The sequence below is a fragment of the Pseudomonas sp. PSPC3-2 genome (assembly GCF_049897085.1).
Classification (GTDB): domain Bacteria; phylum Pseudomonadota; class Gammaproteobacteria; order Pseudomonadales; family Pseudomonadaceae; genus Aquipseudomonas; species Aquipseudomonas paraveronii.
In genome coordinates, this window is record NZ_JAFCVO010000014.1 from 83,974 (window position 1) to 108,932 (window position 24,959).

The 24,959-nt window shown below is 62.9% G+C and carries 25 protein-coding genes; 12 read left to right on the forward strand and 13 right to left on the reverse strand.

Going from position 1 to position 24,959, the window contains the following annotated elements:
* The first annotated feature begins 71 nt into the window (after positions 1-71).
* From trpB to ACP7CJ_RS21785, 3 genes are all read left to right on the forward strand, one after another.
* Entirely contained in the window at positions 72-1,298 is a 1,227-nt protein-coding gene (trpB, locus tag ACP7CJ_RS21775; RefSeq protein WP_247408049.1) for a tryptophan synthase subunit beta, read from the forward strand.
* Positions 1,299-2,108 (forward strand): tryptophan synthase subunit alpha, encoded by an 810-nt coding sequence (gene trpA, locus ACP7CJ_RS21780; RefSeq protein ID WP_426101907.1) that lies wholly within the window; start codon positions 1,299-1,301, stop codon positions 2,106-2,108.
* Positions 2,109-2,244: 136 nt separating this feature from the next.
* Complete coding sequence (locus ACP7CJ_RS21785) at positions 2,245-2,685, forward strand: anti-virulence regulator CigR family protein (protein ID WP_276195599.1); 441 nt, start codon at positions 2,245-2,247, stop codon at positions 2,683-2,685.
* A 225-nt stretch (positions 2,686-2,910) separates the two neighbouring features.
* Here ACP7CJ_RS21785 and ACP7CJ_RS21790 read toward each other — a convergent pair whose 3' ends face one another.
* The 6 genes from ACP7CJ_RS21790 to ACP7CJ_RS21815 form a co-directional block, all read right to left on the reverse strand.
* Entirely contained in the window at positions 2,911-4,215 is a 1,305-nt protein-coding gene (locus tag ACP7CJ_RS21790) for an MFS transporter (RefSeq protein WP_426101905.1), read from the reverse strand.
* A gap of 175 nt (positions 4,216-4,390) precedes the next feature.
* Positions 4,391-5,539, reverse strand: a complete 1,149-nt coding sequence (dgoD, locus tag ACP7CJ_RS21795) for a galactonate dehydratase (protein WP_003170741.1) — start codon at positions 5,537-5,539, stop codon at positions 4,391-4,393.
* 48 nt (positions 5,540-5,587) lie between these two features.
* Entirely contained in the window at positions 5,588-6,208 is a 621-nt protein-coding gene (locus ACP7CJ_RS21800; protein ID WP_247407616.1) for a 2-dehydro-3-deoxy-6-phosphogalactonate aldolase, read from the reverse strand.
* Between the two features lies 1 nt (position 6,209).
* Positions 6,210-7,169, reverse strand: coding sequence for a 2-dehydro-3-deoxygalactonokinase (locus tag ACP7CJ_RS21805; protein WP_276195596.1), 960 nt, complete (start codon positions 7,167-7,169; stop codon positions 6,210-6,212).
* A gap of 176 nt (positions 7,170-7,345) precedes the next feature.
* Positions 7,346-7,672 carry a DOPA 4,5-dioxygenase family protein gene (locus ACP7CJ_RS21810; RefSeq protein WP_426101903.1) on the reverse strand — a complete coding sequence of 109 codons (327 nt, stop codon included), beginning with the start codon at positions 7,670-7,672 and terminating at the stop codon, positions 7,346-7,348.
* 31 nt (positions 7,673-7,703) lie between these two features.
* Entirely contained in the window at positions 7,704-8,654 is a 951-nt protein-coding gene (locus ACP7CJ_RS21815; RefSeq protein WP_276195594.1) for a choline sulfate utilization transcriptional regulator, read from the reverse strand.
* A 103-nt stretch (positions 8,655-8,757) separates the two neighbouring features.
* Here ACP7CJ_RS21815 and betC point away from each other — a divergent pair, with 103 nt between their 5' ends.
* The 3 genes from betC (at position 8,758) to ACP7CJ_RS21830 (ending at position 12,939) form a co-directional block, all read left to right on the forward strand.
* On the forward strand, positions 8,758-10,272 hold the full coding sequence (gene betC, locus ACP7CJ_RS21820) for a choline-sulfatase (RefSeq protein WP_426101901.1): 1,515 nt from the start codon (positions 8,758-8,760) through the stop codon (positions 10,270-10,272).
* A 15-nt stretch (positions 10,273-10,287) separates the two neighbouring features.
* Positions 10,288-11,211: a choline ABC transporter substrate-binding protein gene (gene choX / locus ACP7CJ_RS21825; protein ID WP_426101900.1), complete on the forward strand. Its 924-nt coding sequence runs from the start codon at positions 10,288-10,290 to the stop codon at positions 11,209-11,211.
* Between the two features lie 159 nt (positions 11,212-11,370).
* Positions 11,371-12,939, forward strand: a complete 1,569-nt coding sequence (locus tag ACP7CJ_RS21830; RefSeq protein WP_426101898.1) for a SulP family inorganic anion transporter — start codon at positions 11,371-11,373, stop codon at positions 12,937-12,939.
* Positions 12,940-13,053: 114 nt separating this feature from the next.
* Here the strand turns inward: ACP7CJ_RS21830 and aroE are convergent, their stop codons facing one another.
* Complete coding sequence (aroE, locus tag ACP7CJ_RS21835) at positions 13,054-13,872, reverse strand: shikimate dehydrogenase (protein ID WP_426101896.1); 819 nt, start codon at positions 13,870-13,872, stop codon at positions 13,054-13,056.
* Entirely contained in the window at positions 13,872-14,804 is a 933-nt protein-coding gene (gene hemF / locus ACP7CJ_RS21840) for an oxygen-dependent coproporphyrinogen oxidase (protein WP_426101894.1), read from the reverse strand. Before hemF ends, aroE begins: the two co-directional genes overlap by 1 nt.
* Positions 14,805-14,964: 160 nt before the next feature.
* Here hemF and ACP7CJ_RS21845 point away from each other — a divergent pair, with 160 nt between their 5' ends.
* A complete protein-coding gene (locus ACP7CJ_RS21845) occupies positions 14,965-15,942 on the forward strand; it encodes an NADPH:quinone reductase (protein ID WP_253400248.1) in 978 nt (325 codons plus the stop codon).
* A gap of 129 nt (positions 15,943-16,071) precedes the next feature.
* On the opposite strand, the gene ACP7CJ_RS21850 is transcribed toward ACP7CJ_RS21845, so the two are convergent.
* The 3 genes from ACP7CJ_RS21850 to ACP7CJ_RS21860 all read right to left on the reverse strand — a co-directional run bounded on the left by ACP7CJ_RS21850 (position 16,072) and on the right by ACP7CJ_RS21860 (position 18,618).
* Positions 16,072-16,629 carry an L-threonylcarbamoyladenylate synthase gene (locus ACP7CJ_RS21850; RefSeq protein ID WP_276195589.1) on the reverse strand — a complete coding sequence of 186 codons (558 nt, stop codon included), beginning with the start codon at positions 16,627-16,629 and terminating at the stop codon, positions 16,072-16,074.
* A gap of 54 nt (positions 16,630-16,683) precedes the next feature.
* Positions 16,684-17,778 carry a DNA-processing protein DprA gene (gene dprA / locus ACP7CJ_RS21855; protein WP_426101892.1) on the reverse strand — a complete coding sequence of 365 codons (1,095 nt, stop codon included), beginning with the start codon at positions 17,776-17,778 and terminating at the stop codon, positions 16,684-16,686.
* Positions 17,779-17,841: 63 nt separating this feature from the next.
* The gene (locus ACP7CJ_RS21860) at positions 17,842-18,618 is read right to left on the reverse strand and encodes a peptidoglycan-binding protein (protein ID WP_426101890.1); all 777 of its coding nucleotides are present in this window, start codon (positions 18,616-18,618) and stop codon (positions 17,842-17,844) included.
* A gap of 135 nt (positions 18,619-18,753) precedes the next feature.
* Here ACP7CJ_RS21860 and def point away from each other — a divergent pair, with 135 nt between their 5' ends.
* The 5 genes from def to ACP7CJ_RS21885 all read left to right on the forward strand — a co-directional run bounded on the left by def (position 18,754) and on the right by ACP7CJ_RS21885 (position 23,317).
* Positions 18,754-19,260 carry a peptide deformylase gene (gene def, locus ACP7CJ_RS21865; protein WP_426101888.1) on the forward strand — a complete coding sequence of 169 codons (507 nt, stop codon included), beginning with the start codon at positions 18,754-18,756 and terminating at the stop codon, positions 19,258-19,260.
* Positions 19,261-19,329: 69 nt separating this feature from the next.
* Positions 19,330-20,283: a methionyl-tRNA formyltransferase gene (gene fmt, locus ACP7CJ_RS21870; RefSeq protein WP_426101886.1), complete on the forward strand. Its 954-nt coding sequence runs from the start codon at positions 19,330-19,332 to the stop codon at positions 20,281-20,283.
* Complete coding sequence (gene rsmB, locus ACP7CJ_RS21875) at positions 20,280-21,590, forward strand: 16S rRNA (cytosine(967)-C(5))-methyltransferase RsmB (protein WP_276195585.1); 1,311 nt, start codon at positions 20,280-20,282, stop codon at positions 21,588-21,590. The genes fmt and rsmB overlap by 4 nt, the downstream gene beginning before the upstream one ends.
* A gap of 22 nt (positions 21,591-21,612) precedes the next feature.
* Positions 21,613-22,986 carry a Trk system potassium transporter TrkA gene (gene trkA / locus ACP7CJ_RS21880; RefSeq protein WP_247396765.1) on the forward strand — a complete coding sequence of 458 codons (1,374 nt, stop codon included), beginning with the start codon at positions 21,613-21,615 and terminating at the stop codon, positions 22,984-22,986.
* Between the two features lie 19 nt (positions 22,987-23,005).
* A complete protein-coding gene (locus ACP7CJ_RS21885) occupies positions 23,006-23,317 on the forward strand; it encodes a hypothetical protein (RefSeq protein ID WP_276195584.1) in 312 nt (103 codons plus the stop codon).
* A gap of 121 nt (positions 23,318-23,438) precedes the next feature.
* Here ACP7CJ_RS21885 and ACP7CJ_RS21890 read toward each other — a convergent pair whose 3' ends face one another.
* Positions 23,439-24,326: a lysophospholipid acyltransferase gene (locus ACP7CJ_RS21890; RefSeq protein WP_276195583.1), complete on the reverse strand. Its 888-nt coding sequence runs from the start codon at positions 24,324-24,326 to the stop codon at positions 23,439-23,441.
* Positions 24,327-24,366: 40 nt separating this feature from the next.
* Complete coding sequence (locus ACP7CJ_RS21895) at positions 24,367-24,924, reverse strand: DNA-3-methyladenine glycosylase I (protein WP_276195582.1); 558 nt, start codon at positions 24,922-24,924, stop codon at positions 24,367-24,369.
* Between the last annotated feature and the right edge of the window lie 35 nt (positions 24,925-24,959).

Genomic DNA, 24,959 nt, shown 5'->3' on the forward strand with positions numbered 1-24,959 from the left:
TTCAGCACCGAACGTCAGGGGTAGAGTGACCGTCATTGCTTCCCACCCGAATTCTTTTCCTGGAGCGTCCCATGACTCAGTCCCAGACCGATCTACGCAACGGCCCTGACGCCAACGGCCTGTTTGGCGCATTCGGCGGCCGCTACGTCGCCGAAACCCTGATGCCGTTGGTCCTCGAACTGGCCCGCGAATACGAAGCGGCCAAGATTGATCCTGCGTTCAACGAAGAATTGGCTTACTTCCAGCGCGACTACGTCGGTCGACCAAGCCCGCTGTATTTCGCTGAGCGGCTGACGGAGTTCTGCGGCGGCGCCAAGATTTACCTCAAGCGCGAAGAGCTGAACCACACCGGCGCGCACAAGATCAACAACTGCATCGGCCAGATCCTGCTCGCGCGGCGCATGGGCAAGAAACGCATCATCGCCGAGACCGGCGCCGGCATGCACGGTGTGGCCACCGCCACCGTGGCTGCGCGCTTCGGCCTCGACTGCGTGATCTACATGGGCACCACCGACATCGAGCGCCAACAGGCCAACGTGTTCCGCATGAAGCTGTTGGGCGCCAAAGTGATCCCGGTAGTGTCCGGCACCGGCACGCTCAAAGACGCGATGAACGAAGCCCTGCGCGACTGGGTGACCAACGTTGATGACACCTTCTACCTGATCGGCACCGTGGCTGGCCCGCACCCGTACCCTGCAATGGTGCGCGACTTCCAGGCAGTGATCGGCAAGGAAACCCGTGACCAGATGCAAGCCCAGGAAGGTCGCCTGCCGGACAGCCTGGTGGCGTGTATCGGCGGTGGCTCGAACGCCATGGGCCTGTTCCACCCGTTCCTGAATGACACCAGCGTCGAAATCATCGGCGTTGAAGCGGCAGGCTATGGCATCGAAACCGGCAAGCATGCCGCCAGCCTCAACGGCGGCGTACCAGGTGTGCTGCACGGCAACCGTACCTTCCTGCTGCAGGACGACGACGGCCAGATCATCGACGCCCACTCGATTTCCGCCGGCCTCGACTACCCCGGCATCGGCCCGGAACACGCCTGGTTGCATGACATCGGCCGCGCCCAGTACACGTCGGTGACTGACCACGAAGCCCTGGAAGCGTTCCACAAATGCTGCCGCCTGGAAGGGATTATTCCCGCACTGGAAACTGCCCACGCCCTTGCCGAAGTATTCAAACGCGCACCGGCCCTGCCGAAAGATCACCTGATGGTGGTGAACTTGTCCGGCCGTGGCGACAAAGACATGCAGACCGTGATGCACCACATGGAACAGTCCCAGCAGGAGAAACACTAAATGAGCCGCCTGCAAACCCGCTTTGCGCAACTCAAGGAACAAAACCGCGCCGCCCTGGTGACCTTCGTCACCGCCGGCGACCCAGGCTATGACACCTCGCTGGCGATCCTCAAGGGCTTGCCCGCTGCCGGCGCCGATGTGATCGAGTTGGGCATGCCCTTCACCGACCCGATGGCCGACGGCCCAGCCATTCAACTGGCCAACATCCGTGCGTTGGAAGCCAAGCAGAACCTGGCCAAAACCCTGCAAATGGTTCGCGAGTTCCGCCAAGACAACAACGACACGCCACTGGTGTTGATGGGCTACTTCAACCCCATCCACAAATACGGCGTGCCGCAGTTCATCGCTGACGCCAAAGAAGCCGGCGTCGACGGCCTGATCGTGGTCGACCTGCCGCCCGAGCATAACGGCGAGCTGTGCGACCCGGCCCAGGCCGCCGGTATCGACTTTATCCGCCTGACCACGCCAACCACCGACGACGTGCGCCTGCCGACCGTGCTCAATGGCAGTTCGGGTTTTGTGTACTACGTGTCGGTGGCCGGTGTGACCGGTGCCGGTGCCGCCACCCTGGAACACGTCGAAGAAGCCGTGACCCGCCTGCGTCGCCATACCGACCTGCCGATCAGCATCGGTTTTGGTATCCGCACGCCGGAGCAAGCGGCCGCCATCGCACGTTTGGCCGATGGTGTGGTGGTGGGTTCGGCGCTGATCGATCAAATCGCCAACGCCAGCAATGACCAGCAAGCCATCGACGGCGTGCTGAGCCTATGTGCAGCGCTGTCAGCAGGTGTCCGTAACGCACGTAAGTAAGCGCCTCGTATACGGTAGGTAAAGTTCCTGATACAGAGGAATCAACCCGCAAAACCGTGGCCTAAACAGCAAGACCAAGGGATTTCGAACCGTGTTCGAAATCCCTTTTTTGTATGCGTGCCCTGAGGAATTCCCGATGAAAATGCCCAAGTCCGTGATTGCTGGTTGTGGCGCGCTGGTGCTTGCCGCCAGCGCCCTGGCGCACGCCGCGCCGCCTGACCAGCGCGACGACGACCGTGGCGGCCCACCAGGCCAGCACGAACAACGTGGCGACGACCATCGCGGCCCGCAGGACGACCGTCGCGGCGGCCCACCCCGGGACTTCGGCCCGGTGCGCCAGATCATCCGCGACAATCACGGCCAATTCGGCCGTGGCGCGCCACCGCCGCCGGATATGCGCCTGGTCCGTGGCCGGCCGATGCCCCACGGCTACTATGGCGAACGCCTCGACAACCGCGCCCTGGCGCGCCTGCCGTACTACGAGGGCTATGAATGGCGCCGTTCGGGCCCGGATGTGGTGTTGATCGCAGTGGGCACGGGCATTGTCTATGAGATTCTGGAAGGCGTATTGAACTGATGCGTCGGTGCCGTAATCCGAAAAAAAGCGCCACCCCAGGGTCGTAATGCCAGTCAATTAAGGAAGAACACTGTCACTGTGGCGAGGGAGCTTGCTCCCGCTGGGACGCGAAGCGGCCCCAACAGAGGGGACTGCTACGCAGTCCAACGGGAGCAAGCTCCCTCGCCACCGGTTACCCGCTCTATCGCTTAACTGACCGGCATTAACCCCGGGGTCGCCGGTTTTTTACAACTCGATCCGCTCGACCTTGCCCACCAACAAAATGTAGGAAAGCGCCCCGAGCAATGCCAGCACCGCGATATAGGTGATTGCCGGCGCGAACGAATCGCCGCTGGCCAGGAAGCCAATCACGATCGGCGTGGTAATCGCCGCCAGGTTGCCGATGAAGTTGAACACACCGCCGGTCAACCCGAGCAAACGGGCGGGCGCCAAGGTCGACACCAGCGACCACGTGATCGACGCCAAGCCATTGCCGAAGAACGCCACCGCCAGGAACGCAATCACCCACGCCGTCGAATCCACGTAGTTGGCGCCAATGATCGCGGTGGAGATCAACAGCCCCCCAATGATCGGCAACTTGCGCGCAAAGCCCACCGACGCGCCACGGCGAATCAGCCAGTCGGAAAAAATCCCGGAACACAGCACGCCGACAAACGCCGCGAGGAAGGGCAGGGAAGCAAGCAGGCCGGATTTGATGAAGTCCATCCCGCGATATTTCACCAGATAGGTCGGGAACCACGTCAGGAAGAACCACAGCGTGGAGTTCAGGCAGAACTGGCCCAGGTAGATGCCCCAGAGTTTGCGCTTGCTCAGCACGATGCCCAGGTCGACCCAACTGAACGGTGCCTTGGTGGTTTGCGCCTGCATGTCCACCAGCCCGCCGCCGGCACGGATCAGTTCGATTTCAGCCGCGTTGGCGCCTTTGAAGTCCTTCGGCTCGCGGTACACCGCGTACCAGATCAGCGCCCAGAGGACGCCGACGCCGCCCGTGGTGACAAACACCATGTGCCAGCCGTACTGGTGCTGCAACCAGGCCAGCACCGGGGTGAGAAACGCCAGCCCGACGAACTGCCCGGAGGTGTAGAAACCAATCGCCGTGGCGCGCTCACGCTCGGGGAACCAGGTGGTGACCACACGGCTGTTGATCGGATAGGCCGGGGCTTCCAGGGCGCCCACCGCCATGCGCAGGACAAACAGCGCGATGAAGCTGGCCGCAAAGCCGAGCATCACGGTGGCGATGGACCACAGCAGCAATGCGACGGTGTAGAGAATGCGCGGTGGCACCCGGTCCACCAGCCAGCCGCCGGGGATTTGCATGGCGGCGTAGGTCCAGCCGAACGCCGAGAAAATCAGCCCGACATGCACCGGGTCGATGCCCAAATCACTGGTCAGGGCCGGCGCTGCAATCGACAGGTTGCTGCGGTCGAGGTAGTTGATCACCACAGTGATAAACAGCAGCACCATGATGAAGTAGCGCTTTCTGCTAGGCGTGACTAAAGAAGCCTGCCCGGTGAGGGATTCAGGGTGCATGGGGTTGTCTCTTCTTATGTTTATTGAGGACGGACTTACTGAATAAACCGGATCAAATGTGGGAGGGAGCTTGCCCCCGATAGGTGAGTGTCAGTCGACATCTTCGGCGGCGGGTTCGCCGCTATCGGGGGCAAGCCCCCTCCCACATTTTTTGCCACATTTTTTCAGGCAGACATCACCACTCGGCAAAACTGCCGTCGGCGTGGCGCCAGATCGGGTTGCGCCAGCGGTGGCCGATGGCCGCGCGTTCGATCACGTATTCCTCGTTGATCTCGATGCCCAGGCCCGGCCCGTTGGGGATCTTCACGAAGCCCTGGTCATAGTCGAACACGCCCGGATCGCGCACGTAGTCGAGCAGGTCGTTGCTCTCGTTGTAGTGAATGCCCAGGCTTTGCTCCTGGATAAACGCGTTGTAGCAGACCGCGTCCAGTTGCAGGCAGGCGGCCAGCGCGATTGGGCCCAGCGGGCAGTGCAGCGCCAGGGCCACGTCGTAGGCTTCGGCCATGTTGGCGATCTTGCGGGTTTCGGTGATGCCACCAGCGTGGGAAGCGTCCGGCTGGATGATGTCGACGTAGCCTTCGCTGAGCACGCGCTTGAAGTCCCAGCGCGAGAACAGGCGCTCGCCCAAGGCAATCGGCGTGCTGGTCAGCGGTGCGAGTTCTTTCAAGGCTTCGTAGTTTTCGCTGAGCACCGGCTCTTCGATAAACATCAGCTTATACGGGTCCAGCTCTTTCATCAGCACCTTGGCCATGGGCTTGTGTACGCGGCCATGGAAGTCGACGCCGATGCCCACGTTAGGGCCGACGGCATCGCGCACGGCGGCGACGTTGGCCAGGGCCAGGTCGACTTTTTCGAAGCTGTCGACGAACTGCAACTCTTCGGTGCCGTTCATTTTCACCGCAGTGAAACCACGCGCTACGGCTTCTTTGGCGGCGCGGGCGGTGTCGGCGGGGCGGTCGCCGCCGATCCACGAATACACGCGAATCTTGTCGCGCACCTGGCCGCCCAGCAGGTCGCTGACCGACACGCCCAGGGCTTTGCCCTTGATGTCCCACAGCGCCTGGTCGATGCCGGCCAGCGCGCTCATATGCACGGCGCCGCCGCGATAGAAGCCGCCGCGATAGAGCACGGTCCAGATGTCTTCGATATTGCGTGGGTCTTTGCCGATCAGATAGTCGGACAGTTCCTCAACCGCAGCCGCCACCGTGTGGGCGCGGCCTTCGACCACGGGTTCGCCCCAGCCGGTGACGCCCTGGTCGGTTTCCACTTTGAGGAAGCACCAGCGCGGTGGGACGATGAAGGTCGTCAGTTTGGTGATTTTCATCTTCTTATCTCTCTTGTCGATGCAGCGCCCAAGGCGCAAAACTTGCGATCAGTTCAGAGCGTTCCAGGCTGCGACATACGCCTGGGCATTGCTCGCCACCTGGGCCACGGACATGCCCGGTTTGAACAACCCGGAACCCAGGCCGAAACCCCTGGCGCCGGCGTCGAAATACACCTGCATGTTGTCCGGGCTCACGCCGCCGACCGGCAGTAACAACGTGCCCGCCGGCAACACCGCCAGCCACGCTTTGATCACCGCCGGGCCCATTTGCTCGGCGGGGAACAGCTTCAATACGTCGGCGCCTTCGGCCAGCGCGGCGAACGCCTCGGTCGGGGTGGCAACCCCCGGCGACAGGTACAGACCGGCAGCTTTCGCGGCGCGCAAGACCTTGGCATCGCTGTGGGGCATCACGATCACCTGGCCACCAGCGGCTTTGACCTGCTCGACCTGCGCAGGCAGCAACACCGTGCCGGCGCCGATCAGGCAATCGGCGGGCAGGCTGTCACGCAGGGTGCGGATGCTGGTGTAAGGGTCCGGCGAATTGAGCGGGACTTCGATCACGCGAAAACCGGCGCGGTACAGCACCTGGCCAATCGCCTCGGCTTCGTCCGGTCGCACACCGCGCAGGATCGCGATCAAACCGTTTTGCGTGAGTGCTTGCTTGAGCATGTCAGGCCTCCATTGCAGGTTGAATGAGCCCGGCGGCCTGGGCCAACTGCCAGAGGCCGCGTTCGGTGGCCTCTTGCGCCAGGCTGACGTGGGCGAAGCCGCAGAGGTCGAGGGCGCGTTGATAACGGGCACAGAGCGGCGCGGCGCCGACCAGAATGATCGGCTGGTGTTTGGCGGCGGCAGGCAAGCCGGCGAGTTCATGGCCGATCAGCAGGCCGGAGAGGTAGTCGGGCTGCTCGTCGGGGGCGAGTTTGCCGGTCAAGCCCAGGGTGCGTGCGCTGAACAGCGTCGACAGCACGCCGCGCTCGCCGTCTACCGACAGCGCCACCTGCACGCCAAGGTCGAAGGCTGCCGCCTGGAAGTGTTCGGCGGGTTGTTGGGTGCGCCCGAGCAGGCTGTGCTTGCTCAACACCGCGAACAGCTCGCCGGTCATGAAGGTGTCGAAATGGGTGATACAGCCGTCGACCACCTCGACCCATTTGGAATGGCTGCCGGGCAGGCCGATCAACACCTCGGCCGCGAGGCCCTGCAGCACGCCGAGCACCTGGGTTTCTTCGCCGCGCATCACGTTGGGCAAACCGACCTGCTCGATCACGCCAGGCACGATATGCACATCGACGCCGCGCACACTGCGCACGCGGTGCAGCGCCTGGCCGAGGCTGGCGACGTCGACCGGGGTGTTGCGGTAGGCCGCTTCGCTCCAGCCCTGGGCGCTGCCGACCATGCCGCAGGCGATCACCGGCAAGCCCGGCTGGGCGTCGAGCCAATCGCCGCAGGCTGCGTCGAACGCCAACTCGAAGCCATCGCTGCAGCGCACGCCAGCAATCTCCCGGGGTTGGCTGGGCAGATGCATGATCCCCAACGCCAGCGCACGTTGTTCGAGCACCACGCCTGCGGGGCCGAGTTTATAAGCACGAAGGGAACTGGTTCCCCAATCGAGCGCGATCAATTGCGCCGGCATCGCTTCACCTGAAATGAGTGGGTGCTGAAAAAAGCAGATGGGCGAATATAAACCTATGCTCGGCGATATCTCAATATATAAATATCAATCCCATATAATGAGACGACGCGAAATAGATCCTACGACCTTCCCGCCTTTTACTGCGGGAATGGCCAGGCTGTATTTGACGAGGGAGGCTAAAAAACCGACAGATCCAGCTCGCGCATCGCACCCATCCAGATCGCGTACTCGGTGTGATCCTTTAGGTCGTTGCCGGTATCAGGGTGCAGAAACACCACCAGACCATTGCGATGCAACGCCAGCCAGGGCAGCACCGCGCCAATGTATTCGGGGTCGAACGCCAACTGGCAGCTCCAGTCCGGGTGCGGGCCCACGGGGCGTTCATGCACGCGGCCCATGTGCAGCGGAAACAGGGTTGCCGCGTCTTCGCACAAGGTGCGCGCCTGGTCGATGGTGTGGGCATCGAAGTAGATGTGGGCGTGATAACCCTTGATACGCTGCATGACAAGATCCAGAACCGCTGTGCGACAAATCCTAGACCGCAATCGACGGCAGAGCCAGGCCGGTCAGTGACTGTGCGCTGCGCGCCTGCTCCGCCACCAGCCAATCGACGAACCGCTCGACCAACTGCCCCCGGCGTTTGCGCTGCGGTTGCACCACGTAGTAGCCCAAGCGTGAGATCACCGTGTCGCTGATCGGCCGGCACAGCCACTTCTGTTCCAGCAGGTTGTCCACCAGGTGGCGCCAGCCGATGGCCACGCCCTGGCCGGCAATCGCGGCCTGGATCAGCAGGGTGTAGTTATCGAAGCGCAGTTGGCCGGGGGTCGGCGCGGTGGTAATGCCCAGCTCGCGGAACACGCCGCTCCAGTCGAACCACTGGCTGTTGTGTTCCTGGCGCAGGTGCAGCAACGGGCAGTCGGGCAAGGTCTGCACGGTCAGCGGCGTGGCTTGGTCCTTGAGCCACTGCGGGCTGCACACCGGGAACACTTCTTCATTGAACAGCCACAGGCTGTCGCCCTGCTTGAAACGGCCGTCGCCAAACAGCACCGCCACGTCGATATCGCTGCGCAACGTGGCGTGATTGCGTTCGCTGGTCACCAGGCTGACGTCGACCTCAGGGTTGGCTGCATGGAAGCGATGCAGGCGCGGCATCAGCCAGTAGGCGGCGAAGGCGAAGTCGGTGGCCACTTGCAGCACTTCGTGCTGGTCCTGCTGGGTGATCGCGCTCAGGCCTTGGTTGATGGTCTGCAAACCGCCCTGGACATGTTCGAACAGCAAGGCACCGGCATCGGTCAACTCGATGCCACGGTAGATGCGATCAAACAGGCGGATCGCCAATTGCTCTTCGAGGCGCTTGATCTGCTGGCTGATGGCCGGCTGGGTGGTGCCCAACTCCATCGCCGCCGCCGTAAAGCTGCGGTGGCGCGCCGCCGCTTCGAAGGCGCGGAGCAAATCGAGGGATACATCGCCGAGGGCTTCATACATAAGCTGTGCTTATCCTAGACATTGCTTTTCATGGGCTTTACCCCATTTTCCATGGGCCGCATGCTCATTCGCATAAACAACGCCTATGGAATGCCGAAGACTCATGAAGCGCAAGAACATTCTTTTCATCATGGCCGATCAAATGGCCGCGCCGATGCTTCCGTTCTACGGACCTTCCCCGATCAAGTTGCCAAACCTCAGTCGCCTCGCCGAACAAGGCGTGGTGTTCGACGCCGCCTACTGCAACAGCCCGCTGTGCGCACCGTCGCGCTTTACCCTGGTCAGCGGCCAGTTGCCGAGCAAGATCGGCGCCTACGACAACGCGGCGGATTTCCCCGCCGATGTGCCGACGTATGCCCACTACCTGCGTCGCCTCGGCTACCGCACCGCGCTGTCGGGCAAGATGCACTTCTGCGGGCCGGACCAATTGCACGGTTACGAAGAGCGCCTGACCAGCGACATCTACCCCGCCGACTATGGCTGGGCGGTGAACTGGGACGAGCCGGGCGTACGCCCCACCTGGTACCACAACATGTCCTCGGTGCTGCAAGCCGGGCCGTGCGTGCGCACCAACCAGCTGGATTTCGACGAAGAGGTGGTGTTCAAGGCCCAGCAGTACCTGTTCGACCATATTCGCGAGGACGGCGACCAGCCGTTCTGCCTGACCGTGTCGATGACCCATCCCCACGACCCGTACACCATTCCCAAACCGTTCTGGGATCTGTACGACGACAGCGACATCCCTTTGCCCACAACGCCGGCCCAGGGCGACCTCGACCCGCACTCCCAGCGCCTGCTCAAGGTCTACGACCTGTGGGACAAGCCGCTGCCGCTGGAGAAGATCCGCGATGCGCGCCGCGCCTACTTCGGCGCGTGCAGTTACATCGACAGCAATGTCGGCAAGCTGCTGCAAACCCTGGAAGACACCGGCCTGGCCGACGACACCATCATCATCTTCTCCGGCGACCACGGCGACATGCTCGGCGAGCGCGGCCTCTGGTACAAAATGCACTGGTTCGAAATGGCCGCCCGCGTGCCGCTGCTGGTCAGCGCGCCGGGGCAGTTCGCGGCGCGCCGTGTGACCCAGGCCGTCTCCACCGCCGACCTGTTGCCAACCCTGGTGGAACTGGCCGGCGGCGCACTCGAACCGCACTTGCCCCTGGACGGCCGCTCGCTGGTCCCGCACTTGCAAGGCCAGGGCGGGCACGACGAAGTGTTCGGCGAATACATGGCCGAAGGCACCGTCAGCCCGCTGATGATGATTCGCCGTGGCGCCTACAAATTCATCTACAGCGAAGACGATCCCTGCCTACTGTTCGATGTACACAATGACCCACGGGAACAGGAAGAACTCAGCCAGTCGCCGCAACACCGGGCGCTGTTTGCAGCCTTTCTGACTGAAGCGCGGGCCAAATGGGACATCCCGGCGATCCACCAGCAGGTGCTCGCCAGCCAACGCCGTCGGCGCCTGGTGTTTGAGGCACTGAGCCAAGGCAAGCTGAAGAGCTGGGATCACCAGCCACTGGTGGACGCCAGTCAGCAATACATGCGCAACCATATCGACCTCGACGACCTGGAGCGCAAGGCACGTTATCCACAACCCTGCCAACACCCATAAAACAGAGGGAAGGCCATGCAAAAGTTGACTGTGGTGCTGGGCGTAGCGGGCATGGTGGCGTTGAGCAGCGCCGCCGTGTACGCAGACGCCCGTTGTGAGACGGTGAAGATGGCCGATCCAGGCTGGAGCGATATCGCCGCCACCAATGCCGTCGCCGGTTTTCTGCTGACAGGCATGGGCTACAAGGCCAAGGTCGACACCCTGGCGGTGCCGATCACCTTCGGCGGGCTCAAGGACGGCCAGGTGGATGTGTTCCTGGGTAACTGGATGCCGGCGCAGCAAGGTTTCTACGACAAGTTCGTGGCCAACGGCGATGTGGTGCAGTTGGCGAAAAACCTCGACGGCACCGAATTCACCCTCGCCGTGCCGGACTATGTGTGGGACGCCGGGGTGCATGACTTTGCTGATCTGAGTAAATTCGCCGACAAGTTCGACAAGAAGATCTACGGCATCGGCTCCGGCGCGCCGGCAAACCTCTCGCTGCAGGAGATCATCAAGAAGAACGACTTCGACCTGGGCAAATGGAAGCTGATCGAGTCCAGCGAACAGGCGATGCTCGCCGAAGTCTCACGGGCGGTGAAGAAACAGCGCTTCATCACCTTCCTCGGCTGGACCCCGCACCCGATGAACGTGCAGTTGAAAATGCATTATCTCAAGGGCGGCGAAAAGTACTTCGGCGACACCGGCAGCGTGTATACCTTGACCCGCAAGGGTTATGCACAGGCCTGCCCGAACGTAGGAAAACTGCTGACCAACCTGAGTTTCACCCAGGCGATGGAGAACAGCATCATGGCCGAGGTGGCCAACAATAAGGTCAGCAATGCGGATGCGGCAAAAGCGTGGATCAAGGCCAACCCGGCAGTGTTGGACAAGTGGCTCGACGGCGTAAAAACCGTGGACGGCCAGGATGCATTGGCGGCTGTAAAAGCCAAACTCTAAAGCCGGCCACTGTCCAAATGTGGGAGGGGGCTTGCTCCCGATAACGGTGGATCAGTCACTACATCATTGACTGTCCGTCCGCGATCGGGAGCAAGCCCCCTCCCACAAAAGCCGGCGTGTACTGATACCCTGAGCCAAACCTTTCTATCCGAGTTTGCGATGCGCCGGCCCAACCGCCACACACTCTTTCCCTTCCTCAGTTGGCTGCCGCGCCAAACCCGCGCCAGCGTCGGTCGGGATGCAATCGTCGGCCTCAGCGGCGCGGTGCTGGCCTTGCCGCAGTCGATTGCCTACGCGCTCATCGCCGGTCTCCCACCGGAATACGGGCTGTACGCCGCGATCATCCCGGTGTTGATCGCTTGCCTCTGGGGTTCGTCCTGGCACCTGATCTGCGGCCCCACGGCGGCGATTTCCATCGTGCTCTACGCCAGCATCAGCCCCCTGGCCGTGCCGGGCTCACAGGACTACATCACCTTGATCCTGCTGCTGACCTTCCTCGCCGGAGTGTTCCAGTGGTTGCTCGGCCTGCTGCGCTTCGGCGCGTTGGTGAATTTCATCTCCCATTCAGTGGTGCTGGGGTTCACCCTCGGCGCCGCCGTGGTGATTGCCCTCGGCCAACTGCCCAACCTGCTGGGCCTGGATTTGCCGAGCCAGGCCACGGCGATCAACAGCTTGCTGGAACTGATCGACCATGGTGCCGAGTGGGACCACGCCTCACTCCTGCTCGGGCTGGGCACCTTGCTGGTGGGCGCACTGCTCAAATACCTGCTGCCGCGCTGGCCGACGCTGTTGATCACGCTCGCGCTGGGCAGTCTGGCCGCCTGGCTGTGGCCGGCGATGTTCGGGCATGTGGCACTGGTCAGCGCATTTATCGGCAAGCTGCCGCCATTCAGCCCGTTGCCGCTGGACCTGGACATGGTCTTGCGCCTGCTGCCCAGCGCCGTGGCGGTGGGCATGCTCGGGTTGGTGACCAGCCTGTCGATCGCCCGCTCGCTGGCGGCGCGCTCGCAGCAATTGCTCGACGCCAACCAGGAAGTTCGAGCGCAGGGTTTATCCAACATCGTCGGCGGATTTTTCTCCGGCTACCTGTCGGCCGGTTCCTTTACGCGCTCCGGCCTCAGCTATGAAGCGGGCGCCTGTTCACCGTTGGCGGGGGTATTTTCTGCACTGTGGGTGGCGTTGTTCGCGTTGTTTGGCGCGGCGCTGATCGCACACATACCGATCCCGAGCATGGCCGCGAGCATCCTGCTGATCAGTTGGGGCCTGGTGGACCATCGGGGCATTCGCGCATTGTTCCGGGTCAGTCGCGCCGAGTTTGTGGTGATGAGCCTGACCTGCATCGCCACCTTGCTGCTGGAGCTGCAAACCGCGATTTACGCCGGGGTGCTCGCCTCGTTGTTTTTCTACCTCAAGCGCACCTCGCAGCCGCGGGTTCAGCAATGGCGCGACGGCGAGGAAGAGGTGCTGCGTGTCGGTGGCTCGATCTTTTTTGGCGCCAGCCATTACCTGCAAGTGCGCCTGCAAAGCCTGCAGTGTGAGCGGGTGGTGATCGAGGCGCAGCAGATCAACTTTATCGACTATTCCGGGGTGGAGATGCTGCATCAGGAAGCGCGGCGATTGAAAGCGCTGGGGCGCAGCCTGACCTTGCGCCGGGCCAGGCCGCAGGTCGTTGAGGAATTGAAAAAGCTGGAAGGCGCCGACAACTGCCCCATCCATTTCGAAGACTGAATACGATCAAAACTGTGGGAGGGGGCTTGCCCCCGATAGCCGTCGTGCAGCCGATGCATGTTTGGCTGACTCACCGCTATCGGGAGCAAGCCCCCTCCCACCTTTCGAGTTGCGTCAAGCCAATTGGCGGCGCAGTTCGGCCAACACCGGCGCCGAATCCGGGCGCACGCCACGCCACAGGAAGAACGCTTCCGCCGCCTGCTCCACCAGCATGCCCAGACCATCCATTGCCACCGCCGCACCGTGTTCCGTGGCCCAGCGGCAGAACGCGGTCGGTTCCTTGGCGTACATCATGTCGTAGCAAAACGTCTTGCCCGGCGCGATCAGGCTGCCCGCAATCGGCGGTACATCGCCCGACAGGCTGGCGGAGGTGGCATTGATGATCACGTCCACCGGCTCACACAGCCAGTCGAAACCACTGGCAGACACTGGGCCCAAATCGTCGAACAACTCGGCGAGCATTTCGGCCTTTTCCACGGTGCGGTTGGCGATGACCAGCGACGCCGGCCACTCGGCCAGCAACGGCTCCAACGCCCCGCGCACCGCGCCGCCAGCACCGAGCAACAGGATGCGTTGACCTTGCAGGCTGAGCCCGGCATTCACCGTCAGGTCGCGCACCAGGCCGGCGCCGTCGGTGTTATCGCCCAGCAGGCGGCCATCGGCCAGCTTGCTCAGGGTGTTCACCGCCCCGGCGCGCTCGGCGCGTGCGGTGAGGGTGTCGGCCAGGCGGTAGGCGTCTTCCTTGAACGGTACCGTAACGTTGGCGCCACGGCCTTGCTGAAAAAACTCACGGGCAAACCCGATGAAGTCCTCCAGCGGCGCCAGCAGAGCGCTGTAGTCCAGTTGCTCGCCGGTCTGTTCGGCGAACATGCGGTGAATCAACGGCGACTTGCTGTGGCCGATGGGGTTGCCGAACACCACATAACGGTCCATCAGACCGCCGCCTTGGGCGCAGCCACGCCGAGCCAGTCGCGGTCTTGCAGGAAGTAGTCGGTGAGGCGTGCTTCTTCGCTGCCGACGTCGGCTTTCCAGTCGTAGCTCCAGCGCACCTGGGGCGGCAGCGACATCAGGATCGACTCGGTACGCCCGCCCGATTGCAGGCCGAACAAGGTGCCACGGTCGTAGACCAGGTTGAACTCAACGTAACGACCACGGCGGAATTCCTGGAATTCGCGCTGCTGTGCGGTATAGGCCTGCGCCTTGCGGCGCTGCACGATCGGCAGGTAGGCGTCGATGTACGCATCGCCGATGGCACGGATGAAGGCGAAGCAAGTGTCGAAGTCCCATTCGTTCAAGTCATCGAAGAACAGGCCGCCGATGCCGCGCGGTTCGTTGCGGTGCTTGATATGGAAGTAGGTGTCGCACCAGGCCTTGTAGCGCGCATAAACGTCGGCGCCGAACGGCGCGCAGGCCTGCTCGGCCACGCGGTGCCAGTGGATGCAGTCGTCTTCGTTGGCGTAGTAGGGCGTGAGGTCGAAGCCGCCGCCGAACCACCACACCGGCTCCTCACCTTCTTTTTCAGCGATGAAAAAGCGCACGTTGGCGTGGGAAGTCGGAACATGCGGGTTGTGCGGGTGAATCACCAGCGACACCCCAAGGGCTTCAAACCCGCGCCCGGCCAATTCAGGGCGATGCGCACTGGCAGACGGTGGCAGGCCGCTGCCAAACACGTGAGAAAAGTTAACGCCGCCTTTTTCGATCACCGCACCGTTTTCGATCACACGGGTGCGACCGCCGCCGCCCGCAGGCCGGGTCCAGGCGTCTTCGATAAAGCGCGTGTCCGTCTCGAAGGTTTCCAGGGCGCTGCAAATACGGTCTTGCAGATCAAGCAGATAGGCTTTAACAGCCTCGGTGCGGGTAGTCATGGCATCACCTTGAATCGGGCAAAGCTACGCGAGGCCATTGGGCGTCGGCGGCAAATGGGCGCACAGGATACCACCGCACTCAGGTCCGTCGCAGTTGACGAAGATCAAGCTAAGGAGTCCGATAGGGCGCTACCCGAATTCGAACCCAGGAGAAGTGCAGATGGCCAAACGTATCCAGTTCAGCGCCCATGGCGGCCCCGAGGTGCTTGAGTATGTGGACTACACGCCAGCAGAACCAGGCCCACAGCAGGTTCGGGTGCGTAACGCCGCCATTGGCCTGAACTTCATCGATACCTACTTCCGCAGCGGCTTGTACGCGCCGCCGGCCTTGCCATCGGGCCTGGGCGCGGAAGGCGCGGGTGTGGTCGACGCCGTGGGCAGTGAAGTCACGCAATTCAAGGTCGGCGACCGCGTGGCCTACGGCAGTGGCCCGTTGGGTGCCTACAGCGAACTGCACGTATTGCCTGCCGCGAACCTGGTTCACCTGCCGGACGACATCAGCTTCGAACAAGCCGCCGGCGCGATGCTCAAGGGCCTGACCACGCAATACCTGCTGCGCCAGACCTACGAGTTGAAGGGCGGCGAAACCATTCTGTTCCACGCCGCAGCCGGTGGCGTGGGCTCCCTGGCCTGCCAGTGGGCCAAGGCCCTGGGCGTGAAGCTGATCGGCACGGTCAGCTCGCCGGAAAAAGCCGCGGTGGCCAAATCCCTCGGCGCCTGGGCAACCATCGACTACAGCAAGGAAAACGTCGCACAGCGGGTGCTGGAATTGACCGACGGCAAGAAATGCCCGGTGGTGTACGACGGCGTCGGCAAGGACACCTGGCTGACCTCGCTGGACTGCGCGGCGCCACGCGGCTTGGTGGTGAGTTTCGGCAACGCCTCGGGCGCGGTGGACGGGGTGAACCTGGGGATTCTGGCGGCCAAGGGCTCGCTGTATGTCACCCGGCCGACCCTGGCGACCTACGCCAGCAACCCCAAGGACTTGCAGGCCATGGCCGATGATCTGTTCTCGATGATCAAGAGCGGCAAGGTGCGCATCGATATCAATCAGCGCTTCTCGCTGAAGGACGCGGCCAAGGCGCAGACGGAGTTGTCGGGGCGGCGCACGACGGGGTCGACCATTCTGTTGCCGTAAGGCTTTGGGTTTCTGGCGTGGTTAAGGGCGCCATCGCGGGAAAGCCCCCTCCCACATTCGATCAGTGTCCGTCATGACAACACGGTCAAATGTGGGAGGGGGCTTGCCCGCGATGGCCACGACCCGGTCTCACGACGGCCGCACAACCTCACCCGTCACCAGGTCGCGGATCAGGCTTGGGTTCTTGCGCCCACCGAGGGCGCCACCTAACACCAGATCGACCTGGCCACGGAAGTACTGCTCGACGCGAATCCGCGTGCGGGCGGCCGGGCGGCCCTGGGGGTTGGCCGAGGTGGAAATCAACGGCCCGACCAATGAGCACAAGTCACGCACCAGCGGATGGTCGCTGACCCGCAGCGCCACGGTGTCATGCACCCCCGTGACCCATTCCGGCAACAGGTTCTGATGAGGCACCAGCCAGGTATTGGGCCCCGGCCAGGTGCTGGCCATGCGGTCGATCCAGTCTTGCGGGAAGTCTTCGAAGAGAAAATCGAACTGGCGGATATTATCCGCGACCAGGATCAGGCCCTTATCCACCGAGCGGTTCTTGATCGCCAGCAGCCGGTCCACTGCCGCTTCGTTCCACGGGTCACAGCCCAGGCCCCAGACCGCCTCGGTTGGATAGGCAATCACCGCGCCTGCGCGAATTTCTCGTGCGGCTTCCAGCACACGCCACCTGTTGACCATTGCTCACTCTCCAGACTAAAGCTCTGCGCAGTTTACCGATCTTCGTTACAAAACCTAGCAGCGCGCGAGCCAGCGCCCGCTTTCGCAGACCACCTGGCCTTCCAGCTCCAACTCGGTGAGTGTCGCCAGCACCTGGGACAACGGCCGCCCACTGGCAATCGCCAAGGCTTCGCTGGTGTGCGGCGCCGCGTGCAGCAGTGCAACCAGCGGATGGGTCACCGGCATCGGCACCGGACGCGACAGCGCCTGCCACCCGCGCAAGCCTTCAAGAATGTGCTCGATGGTTTCCACCAACACCGCGCCATCGCGAATGAGCTGATGACAACCCTTGGCCCCTGGATGATGGATCGAGCCCGGAATCGCATACACCTCGCGCCCTTGCTCGGCCGCGAGCCGCGCGGTGATCAGCGAACCGCTGGCCATGCCGGCTTCCACCACCAGCACGCCGAGCGACAGACCACTGATGATGCGGTTGCGCCGAGGGAAATTGCCGGCCTGGGGCGCGGCGTCCAGCGGAAACTCGGAAACCACCGCGCTGCCCTGGGCAATCATCGCTGCCGCGAGGCGTCGGTGGCGCTGTGGATAAAACTTTTCCAGGCCGGTGCCGAGTACGCCGATTGTCTGCCCGCCGACCTCCAAAGCCGCTTGATGCGCCGCACCGTCAATGCCCAGAGCCAGGCCGCTGGTGATGACAAAACCGGCGCTCGCCAGGCTGCGGGAAAAAGCCGCGGCGGTGTCCATGCCGGGACGCGATGCGCGGCGGCTGCCGACCATGGCCAACTGGGGTTTTTCCAGGATCGAAGGGTCGCCGGCAACGAATAACAACGGCGGTGCGTCATCGATCTGGGCCAGTAGTGCGGGGTACTCAGGCTGGTCCCACATCAGTAAATGCTGGGCCGGACGCGCCAGCCAGGCCAGCGCCACGCTCGCGCCCTCGCGGACTTCATGGCTGCGCCGGGCCTCGGCACTGATGGCGGGCAACCCGAGCGAGCGCCAGGCGCTGGCCGGCGCGCTGAGCGCCTTCGAGGCGCAGCCGAACGCGTCGATCAACAGGCGAAAACGCTTCGGGCCCAGTTCCGGCAGCCGGTGCAAACGTAGCCGGGCTTCCAGTTCTGCCGGGGAAATTTCACTGTTGTTTATCGGATACATCTGATCATCCTTGACCGGAACAAGCTGTGGATAACTCTGTTGGTAACTTATTTAGCAGCCTATTTATTGCGTTTGACGGGCAGTCTCGAAACGGTCCATCACCGCCAGTGGCCGCGAGGCACTGAGGACCAGGCCGTAACTGAGCTTTTCATAGGTGCGAAACACCAGCAGCGTGCCGCCGCGCTCATCGGAAAGTTTTACCTGGGCGCCGCTGAGGGCGTCGCGTACCGTGGCGCCGGTCTTGAGCACGCTCAGCCGTTGGCCTTCGACCAGGCCGTCGCGGCGGCCTTTATTCAGGGTCACGGCATCCAGCACGCCGATCTGTGTAACGCCCCTGGGTACGTCGATGATGTGCCCTTCAATAAACGGCACTGCCTGCGCGCCTTCCAGGCTGGCCAGCGCAACGGGCGGCTCGGTAAGGAGTAAACGGTCGCCGGGGCGCACTTCCTGGGTGACACGCTGCACGGCAAGGGAGGTCAGGTCGCCGGCCATCACCCAGCGCGCGGTGCCGATGTCGTCGGCGTTGATCCCCAGTAGCTCCTGGGTTTGGGGGTCGGTGTAGACCTTGCCTCGGCGGAAGATCCCGTAACTGGGCTGGGCCGGGTCCATGACGCCGCGGGCATACACGCGCTCGCCATCAGCCCCCAGCACACGCCCGGCCTCTGCCGCGACAACGTAGGGCGCGTTATCGAGATCGAGAGGCGAATCGAGGATGCGATTGTGTAACAAAAATTGCTGGATGGCCTGTTGCGTCGGTTGATCCAGGCGCGGGCCAGACGGTGGAAGCAGGGCCAGGGCGAACGGGGCCCAGAGCAGCAAGACGAGTAGCGATTTCCTCATGGGGTCAATCTCCTTTATTATGTACGTTCGCGTGAAACGCCATAGCCTTCGCGGCTTCCGAGCGTTCCACACCGGCCGTGTGGGTCCATCCCAACGCCGATTTGCCTTTACCTCACATGTGCAGCAATTACGCTTATGGCTATTTTGAACATCCTCGAATTCCCCGACTCGCGCCTGCGCACGATCGCCAAACCAGTGGCCGTAGTGGACGACAACGTTCGTCAGTTGGTCGATGACATGTTTGAAACAATGTATGAAGCCCCGGGCATCGGCCTCGCCGCGACCCAGGTCAACGTGCATCAGCGTGTCGTGGTGATGGACCTGTCCGAAGATCGCAGCGAACCACGGGTGTTCATCAACCCCGAGTTCGAAGCGCTGACCGACGAAATGGGCGAATATCAGGAAGGCTGCCTGTCGGTGCCGGAATTCTACGAGAACGTCGAACGCCCGGTGCGCGTGAAGATCAAGGCCCTGGACCGCGACGGCAAGCCTTTCGAGCAGGTTGCCGAAGGCCTGCTGGCGGTGTGTATCCAGCACGAATGCGACCACCTCAACGGCAAGCTGTTTGTCGATTACTTGTCCACGCTCAAACGTGACCGGATCAAGAAGAAGCTGGAAAAAAAGCACCGCCAGCAAGCTTGATGCCCTTCTTCCAAAGGCTTGCTGCGGCAAGCCTTTTTCTTTTGTGACTGCTTTTAACCGAGAACGCCCATGACCGAGCCACTGCGCATTGTTTTTGCCGGCACACCCGAATTTGCCGCCGAACACCTCAAGGCGCTGCTCGCCAGCCCTTATGACATCGTCGCGGTGTACACCCAGCCGGATCGCCCGGCCGGTCGCGGGCAAAAACTGATGCCGAGCCCGGTCAAGCAACTGGCGCTGGAGCACAACATTCCCGTGCTGCAACCGCCGACCCTGCGCAACGCCGAGGCCCAGGCTGAGTTGGCCACGCTGAAACCGGACCTGCTGGTGGTAGTGGCCTACGGTTTGATCCTGCCCCAAGTGGTTCTCGATATCCCACGCCTGGGTTGCATCAACAGCCATGCTTCGCTGCTGCCACGCTGGCGCGGTGCGGCGCCGATCCAGCGCGCCGTGGAAGCGGGCGACAGCGAAAGCGGCGTGACCGTGATGCGCATGGAAGCGGGCCTGGATACCGGCCCGATGCTGTTGAAAGTCAGCACCCCGATCACCGCCGAAGACACCGGCGGCAGCCTGCACGATCGCCTGGCCGAGATGGGCCCGCCAGCCGTGATCCAGGCCATTGCCGGGCTCGCCGCCGGCACCCTGGAAGGCGAGGTGCAGGACGACAGCCTGGCGACCTACGCGCACAAGCTGAACAAGGACGAGGCGCGCCTCGACTGGCGCCGCCCGGCCGTGGAACTGGAGCGCCTGGTGCGCGCGTTCAACCCGTGGCCGATCTGCCACAGCACCCTCAATGGTGAAGCCTTGAAAGTACTCGCCGCCACCCTGGCCGACGGCAAGGGCGCCCCCGGTGAAATCATCGGCGCCAGCAAAGACGGCCTGCTGGTCGCCTGCGGTGAACAGGCGCTGTGTCTGACCCGTCTGCAATTGCCCGGCGGCAAGGCGCTGAATTTCAGCGACTTGTTCAACAGTCGTCGTGAGAAATTTGCCGTGGGCACGATACTCGGGGTGGTCGCCCAATGAACCCGCGTCTGGCCGCCGCCAAGGCCCTGGCCGCCGTACTCAACGGCAAGGCTTCGTTGAACAGTTCACTGCCGACCCAGTTGGATAAGGTCGAAGACCGCGATCGCGGTTTCACCCAGGACCTGGCCTTCGGCACCGCGCGCTGGCAGCCGCGTCTGTCGGCGCTGGCGGCCAAGCTGCTGCAAAAGCCGTTCAAGGCGGCCGATGCCGATGTGGAAGCGCTGCTGCTGGTGGGCCTTTATCAATTGCTCTACACCCGCGTGCCGGCCCACGCCGCCATCGGTGAAACCGTCGGCTGCGCCGACAAGCTGAAAAAACCCTGGGCCAAAGCCCTGCTCAACGCTGTGCTGCGCCGTGCCCAACGTGAAAGCGAAGCGCTGCTGGCCGAACTGGAACATGACCCGGTGGTACGTACCGCGCACCCGCGCTGGCTGCAAAAATCCCTGAAAGCCTTCTGGCCCGAGGAATGGGAAGCCATCTGCGCGGCGAACAATGCGCACCCGCCGATGATCCTGCGGGTCAACCGTCGCCATCACCGCCGCGATGCTTATCTGCAATTGCTGACCGATGCAGGCATCGCGGCCACGCCGTGCGTGTATAGCCCCGACGGCATCGTGCTCGAAGCCGCCACCGATGTGCGTAGCCTGCCGGGCTTCGCCGAAGGCTGGATCAGCGTGCAGGACGAAGCCGCGCAACTGGCGGCCGACCTGCTCGACCTGGCCCCTGGCCAGCGCGTGCTGGACGCCTGCTGCGCACCCGGCGGTAAGACTTGTCACATCCTCGAAGTCGAAAAAGACCTGGCCGGCGTCGTCGCCGTCGACCTGGAAGCCAAGCGCCTGGTGCGTGTGCGGGAAAACCTCGCACGCCTGGGCCTGAACGCCGAGCTGATCGCCGCCGACGGCCGCGACACCGCCACCTGGTGGGACGGCAAGCCGTTCCAGCGCATCCTGCTCGATGCGCCGTGTTCCGCCACCGGCGTGATCCGTCGCCACCCGGACATCAAGCTGACCCGCCAGCCCGACGACATCGCCGCCCTCGCCGTGCTGCAAGGCGAACTGCTCGACGCGTTGTGGCCGACCCTGGAAGTCGGCGGCATCCTGCTTTACGCCACCTGTTCCACCTTGCCCACCGAGAACACCGAGGTCATCGCAGCCTTCCTCGCCCGCACCAGCGGCGCACGGGAGCTGGACCTCGCTACGGCAGCCGGCATCAAGCAGCCCCACGGTCGCCAATTGCTGGCGCAAGAAGGCGGGCACGATGGCTTCTACTACGCCAAGCTGATCAAGATCGCCGCCGCACGCGGCTGAACGGTTTAAAGGGAGTGACCGGATGAAAATCATCATCCTTGGGGCAGGGCAGGTCGGTGGCACGCTGGCCGAACATTTGGCCGGCGAAGCCAACGACATCACCGTGGTCGACACCGATGCCGAGCGCCTACGCAACCTGGGCGACCGCCTGGATATTCGTACCGTACAGGGCCGTGCGTCATTTCCTACGGTGCTGCGTCAGGCGGGTGCCGACGATGCCGACATGCTGGTGGCCGTGACCAACAGCGACGAGACCAATATGGTCGCGTGCCAGGTCGCCCACACGCTGTTCCACACCCCGACCAAGATCGCCCGGGTGCGTGAAGCCGCCTACCTGACCCGCGCCGGCCTGTTCGACAACGATGCGATCCCGGTGGACGTATTGATCAGCCCGGAGCAGGTGGTCACCCACTACATCAAGCGCCTGATCGAAATTCCCGGCGCCTTGCAGGTGATCGACTTCGCCGACGGCAAAGCGCAACTGGTCGCCGTGAAGGCCTATTACGGCGGCCCGTTGGTCGGCCAGCAACTGCGCCAGCTACGCGAGCACATGCCGAATGTGGAAACCCGCGTGGCGGCGATTTTCCGGCGTGACCGGCCGATCCTGCCCCAGGGCGACACGGTGATCGAGGCCGACGACGAAGTCTTCTTCATCGCCGCCAAAGCGAATATTCGTGCAGTGATGAGCGAAATGCGCCGTCTCGACGAGACGTATAAACGCATCGTCATCGCCGGTGGCGGGCAGATCGGCGAACGCTTGGCCGAGGCGATCGAGAGCCGCTACCAGGTGAAGATCATCGAGATGAGCCCGGCGCGCTGCCGGCATTTGTCCGACACCCTCGACAGCACCGTGGTCCTGCAAGGCAGCGCCTCGGACCGCGACCTGCTGATGGAAGAAAACATCGCCGACGCCGATATCTTCCTGGCCCTGACCAACGATGACGAGGCCAACATCATGTCGTCGCTGCTGGCCAAGCGGCTGGGGGCGAAGAAGGTGATGACCATCATCAACAACCCGGCGTATGTCGACCTGGTCCAGGGCGGCGATATCGACATCGCCATCAGCCCGCAGTTGGCCACCATCGGCACCTTGCTCACCCACGTGCGCCGTGGCGATATCGTCAGCGTACACTCCCTGCGCAGGGGCGCGGCGGAAGCCATCGAGGCGATCGCCCATGGCGATTCGAAGTCAAGCAAGGTCATCGGCAAGGCCATCCGCGACATCGGCCTACCGCCGGGTACCACCATCGGCGCGATCATTCGCGATGAAGAAGTAATCATTGCCCACGACGACACGGTAATTGCCACCGGCGACCATGTGATCCTGTTTTTGGTGGATAAAAAACATATCCGCGATGTGGAGAAGCTGTTCCACGTGGGGCTGAGCTTTTTCTGATTAAACGGAGTACACCGACATGCTCGAATCCCTGGAGAAGATGCTGGCCAAGGGTGTGGATAACGCGCTGCTGCGCTTTGGGCTGGGCAAGGGTTATCTGGACCTGAAGGACAACACCAAGGCGGCCGAGCATTTGCACAAGTGTGTCGAGTTTGATCCGAAGTATTCGGCGGCGTGGAAGTTGTTGGGTAAGGCGCAGTTGGGATTGGAAGACCGTGCGGCGGCACGCTTGGCCTGGGAGCAGGGGATTGCGGCTGCTCAGGCCCATGGCGACAAGCAGGCCGAAAAAGAGATGACGGTGTTCCTGAAGAAACTCGACCGCCAGGCCTAAGTAGAACTCAAATGTGGGAGGGGGCTTGCCCCCGATAGCGGTGTGTCAGTCGATGCATATGTGACTGAACCACCGCTATCGGGGCAAGCCCCCTCCCACATTGTTTTGTGTTGCCCTTGAGTCAGTACCAACGCGCCTCACCCGGCGGGCGTTTCTTGAAGCGCTTCATGCTCCACATGTACTGGCTCGGGTAGGCGCCGACATAACGCTCCACCACTTTGCTCATCGCCGCGCAGGAGGTGGCGGTGTCGGTGCTGTACATGTCTTCCGGCGCCGCTTCGAGGATCACTTTGTAGCCTGAACCGTCCGGCAGGCGCAGGGCATGCAGGAACACGCCGACCGCCTTGTGGCCCGCGAGCATGTTCGGTACGAACTTGCTGGTCAGCGCCTGGGTGGCGAAGAACGGCACGAAGATCCCCGCCGATTCAGCCGGCTCCGGGTCGGCCGGAATACCCACCTGGCCGCCTTTGCGCACTTCCTTGATCACGCTGAGGATGCCTTCCTTGGTGGACGCGGCCACGCGGTTACCCAGTTGCACGCGTTGCTTGCGCAGCAGGTCATCCACCGCCTTGAGCTTCGGCGGGCGGTAGAAAATGATCGGTTTGCACTGGCTGCAATAGAAGTGGTTCAACACCTCCCAGTTGCCCAGGTGGCTGGTGATACCGACCACGCCTTTGCCCGAGGCCAGGGCTTCGTGGAGGACTTCCAGGCCTTCGACTTCGCGCACCAGGTCAATGGAGCGTTGGGCCGGCCAGATCCAGGCGCAGGCGCTTTCGGTCAGGGACTTGCCGATGTCCATCAGGCTGCGGCCCACCAGGCGCTCGCGCTCGGCCGGGTCCATGTCCGGGAAGCATTTGGACAGGTTGATCCGCACCGTGTCGCGGGAGCGGTTGGGGGTTTTCCACATGATCCAGCCAATCGTCGAACCTACGGCTTGCACGGCGCGCCAGGGCAGCAGGGCAAATAACCGGAGAGCGCCTACCAGCAAGGCGCCTTTAAACTTTTCCACAGGTCACTCCTGATCGTGTGTGGTGCGCAAAGCACGCATTCTAACCGGCGTTGGCCAAGTCCGCGTAACGGTCGCAGTCCCGGGTGTGGTCCATGACCATGCCCGAGGCCTGCATGAACGCGTAGCAAATGGTCGGCCCGACAAAGGTGAAACCGGCTTTTTTCAGGGCGCGGCTCATGGCCTCGGCCTCGGGCGTAATCGCCGGGACTTCGCTGCGGTCCTTGAAGTGATTGACCTTGGGCACGCCGCCGACAAACGACCACAGCAGCCCCACCGGGTCCTCCAGCGCAAGCCAAGCCGCTGCATTGCGGCGGGTGGCGTTGAGCTTCAGACGATTGCGCACGATGCCCGGATCGAGCATCAACGCTTCGATCTCGGCATCGCTCAGCCGCGCCAGGCGCTGCGCATCAAAACCGAACAAGACCTTCCGATAATGCTCGCGTTTGCGTAAAACGGTGATCCAGGACAGGCCCGCCTGGAACCCTTCGAGCAAAAGTAACTCGAACAAACCCTGCGCATCGCGCAGCGGCGTTCCCCACTCCTGATCGTGATAAGCCATGTACAGCGGATCTTCAGAACACCAAAAGCAGCGTGGCATAAGGCTCCAGGGGATGGTGGCGCGGCCGAATCGGG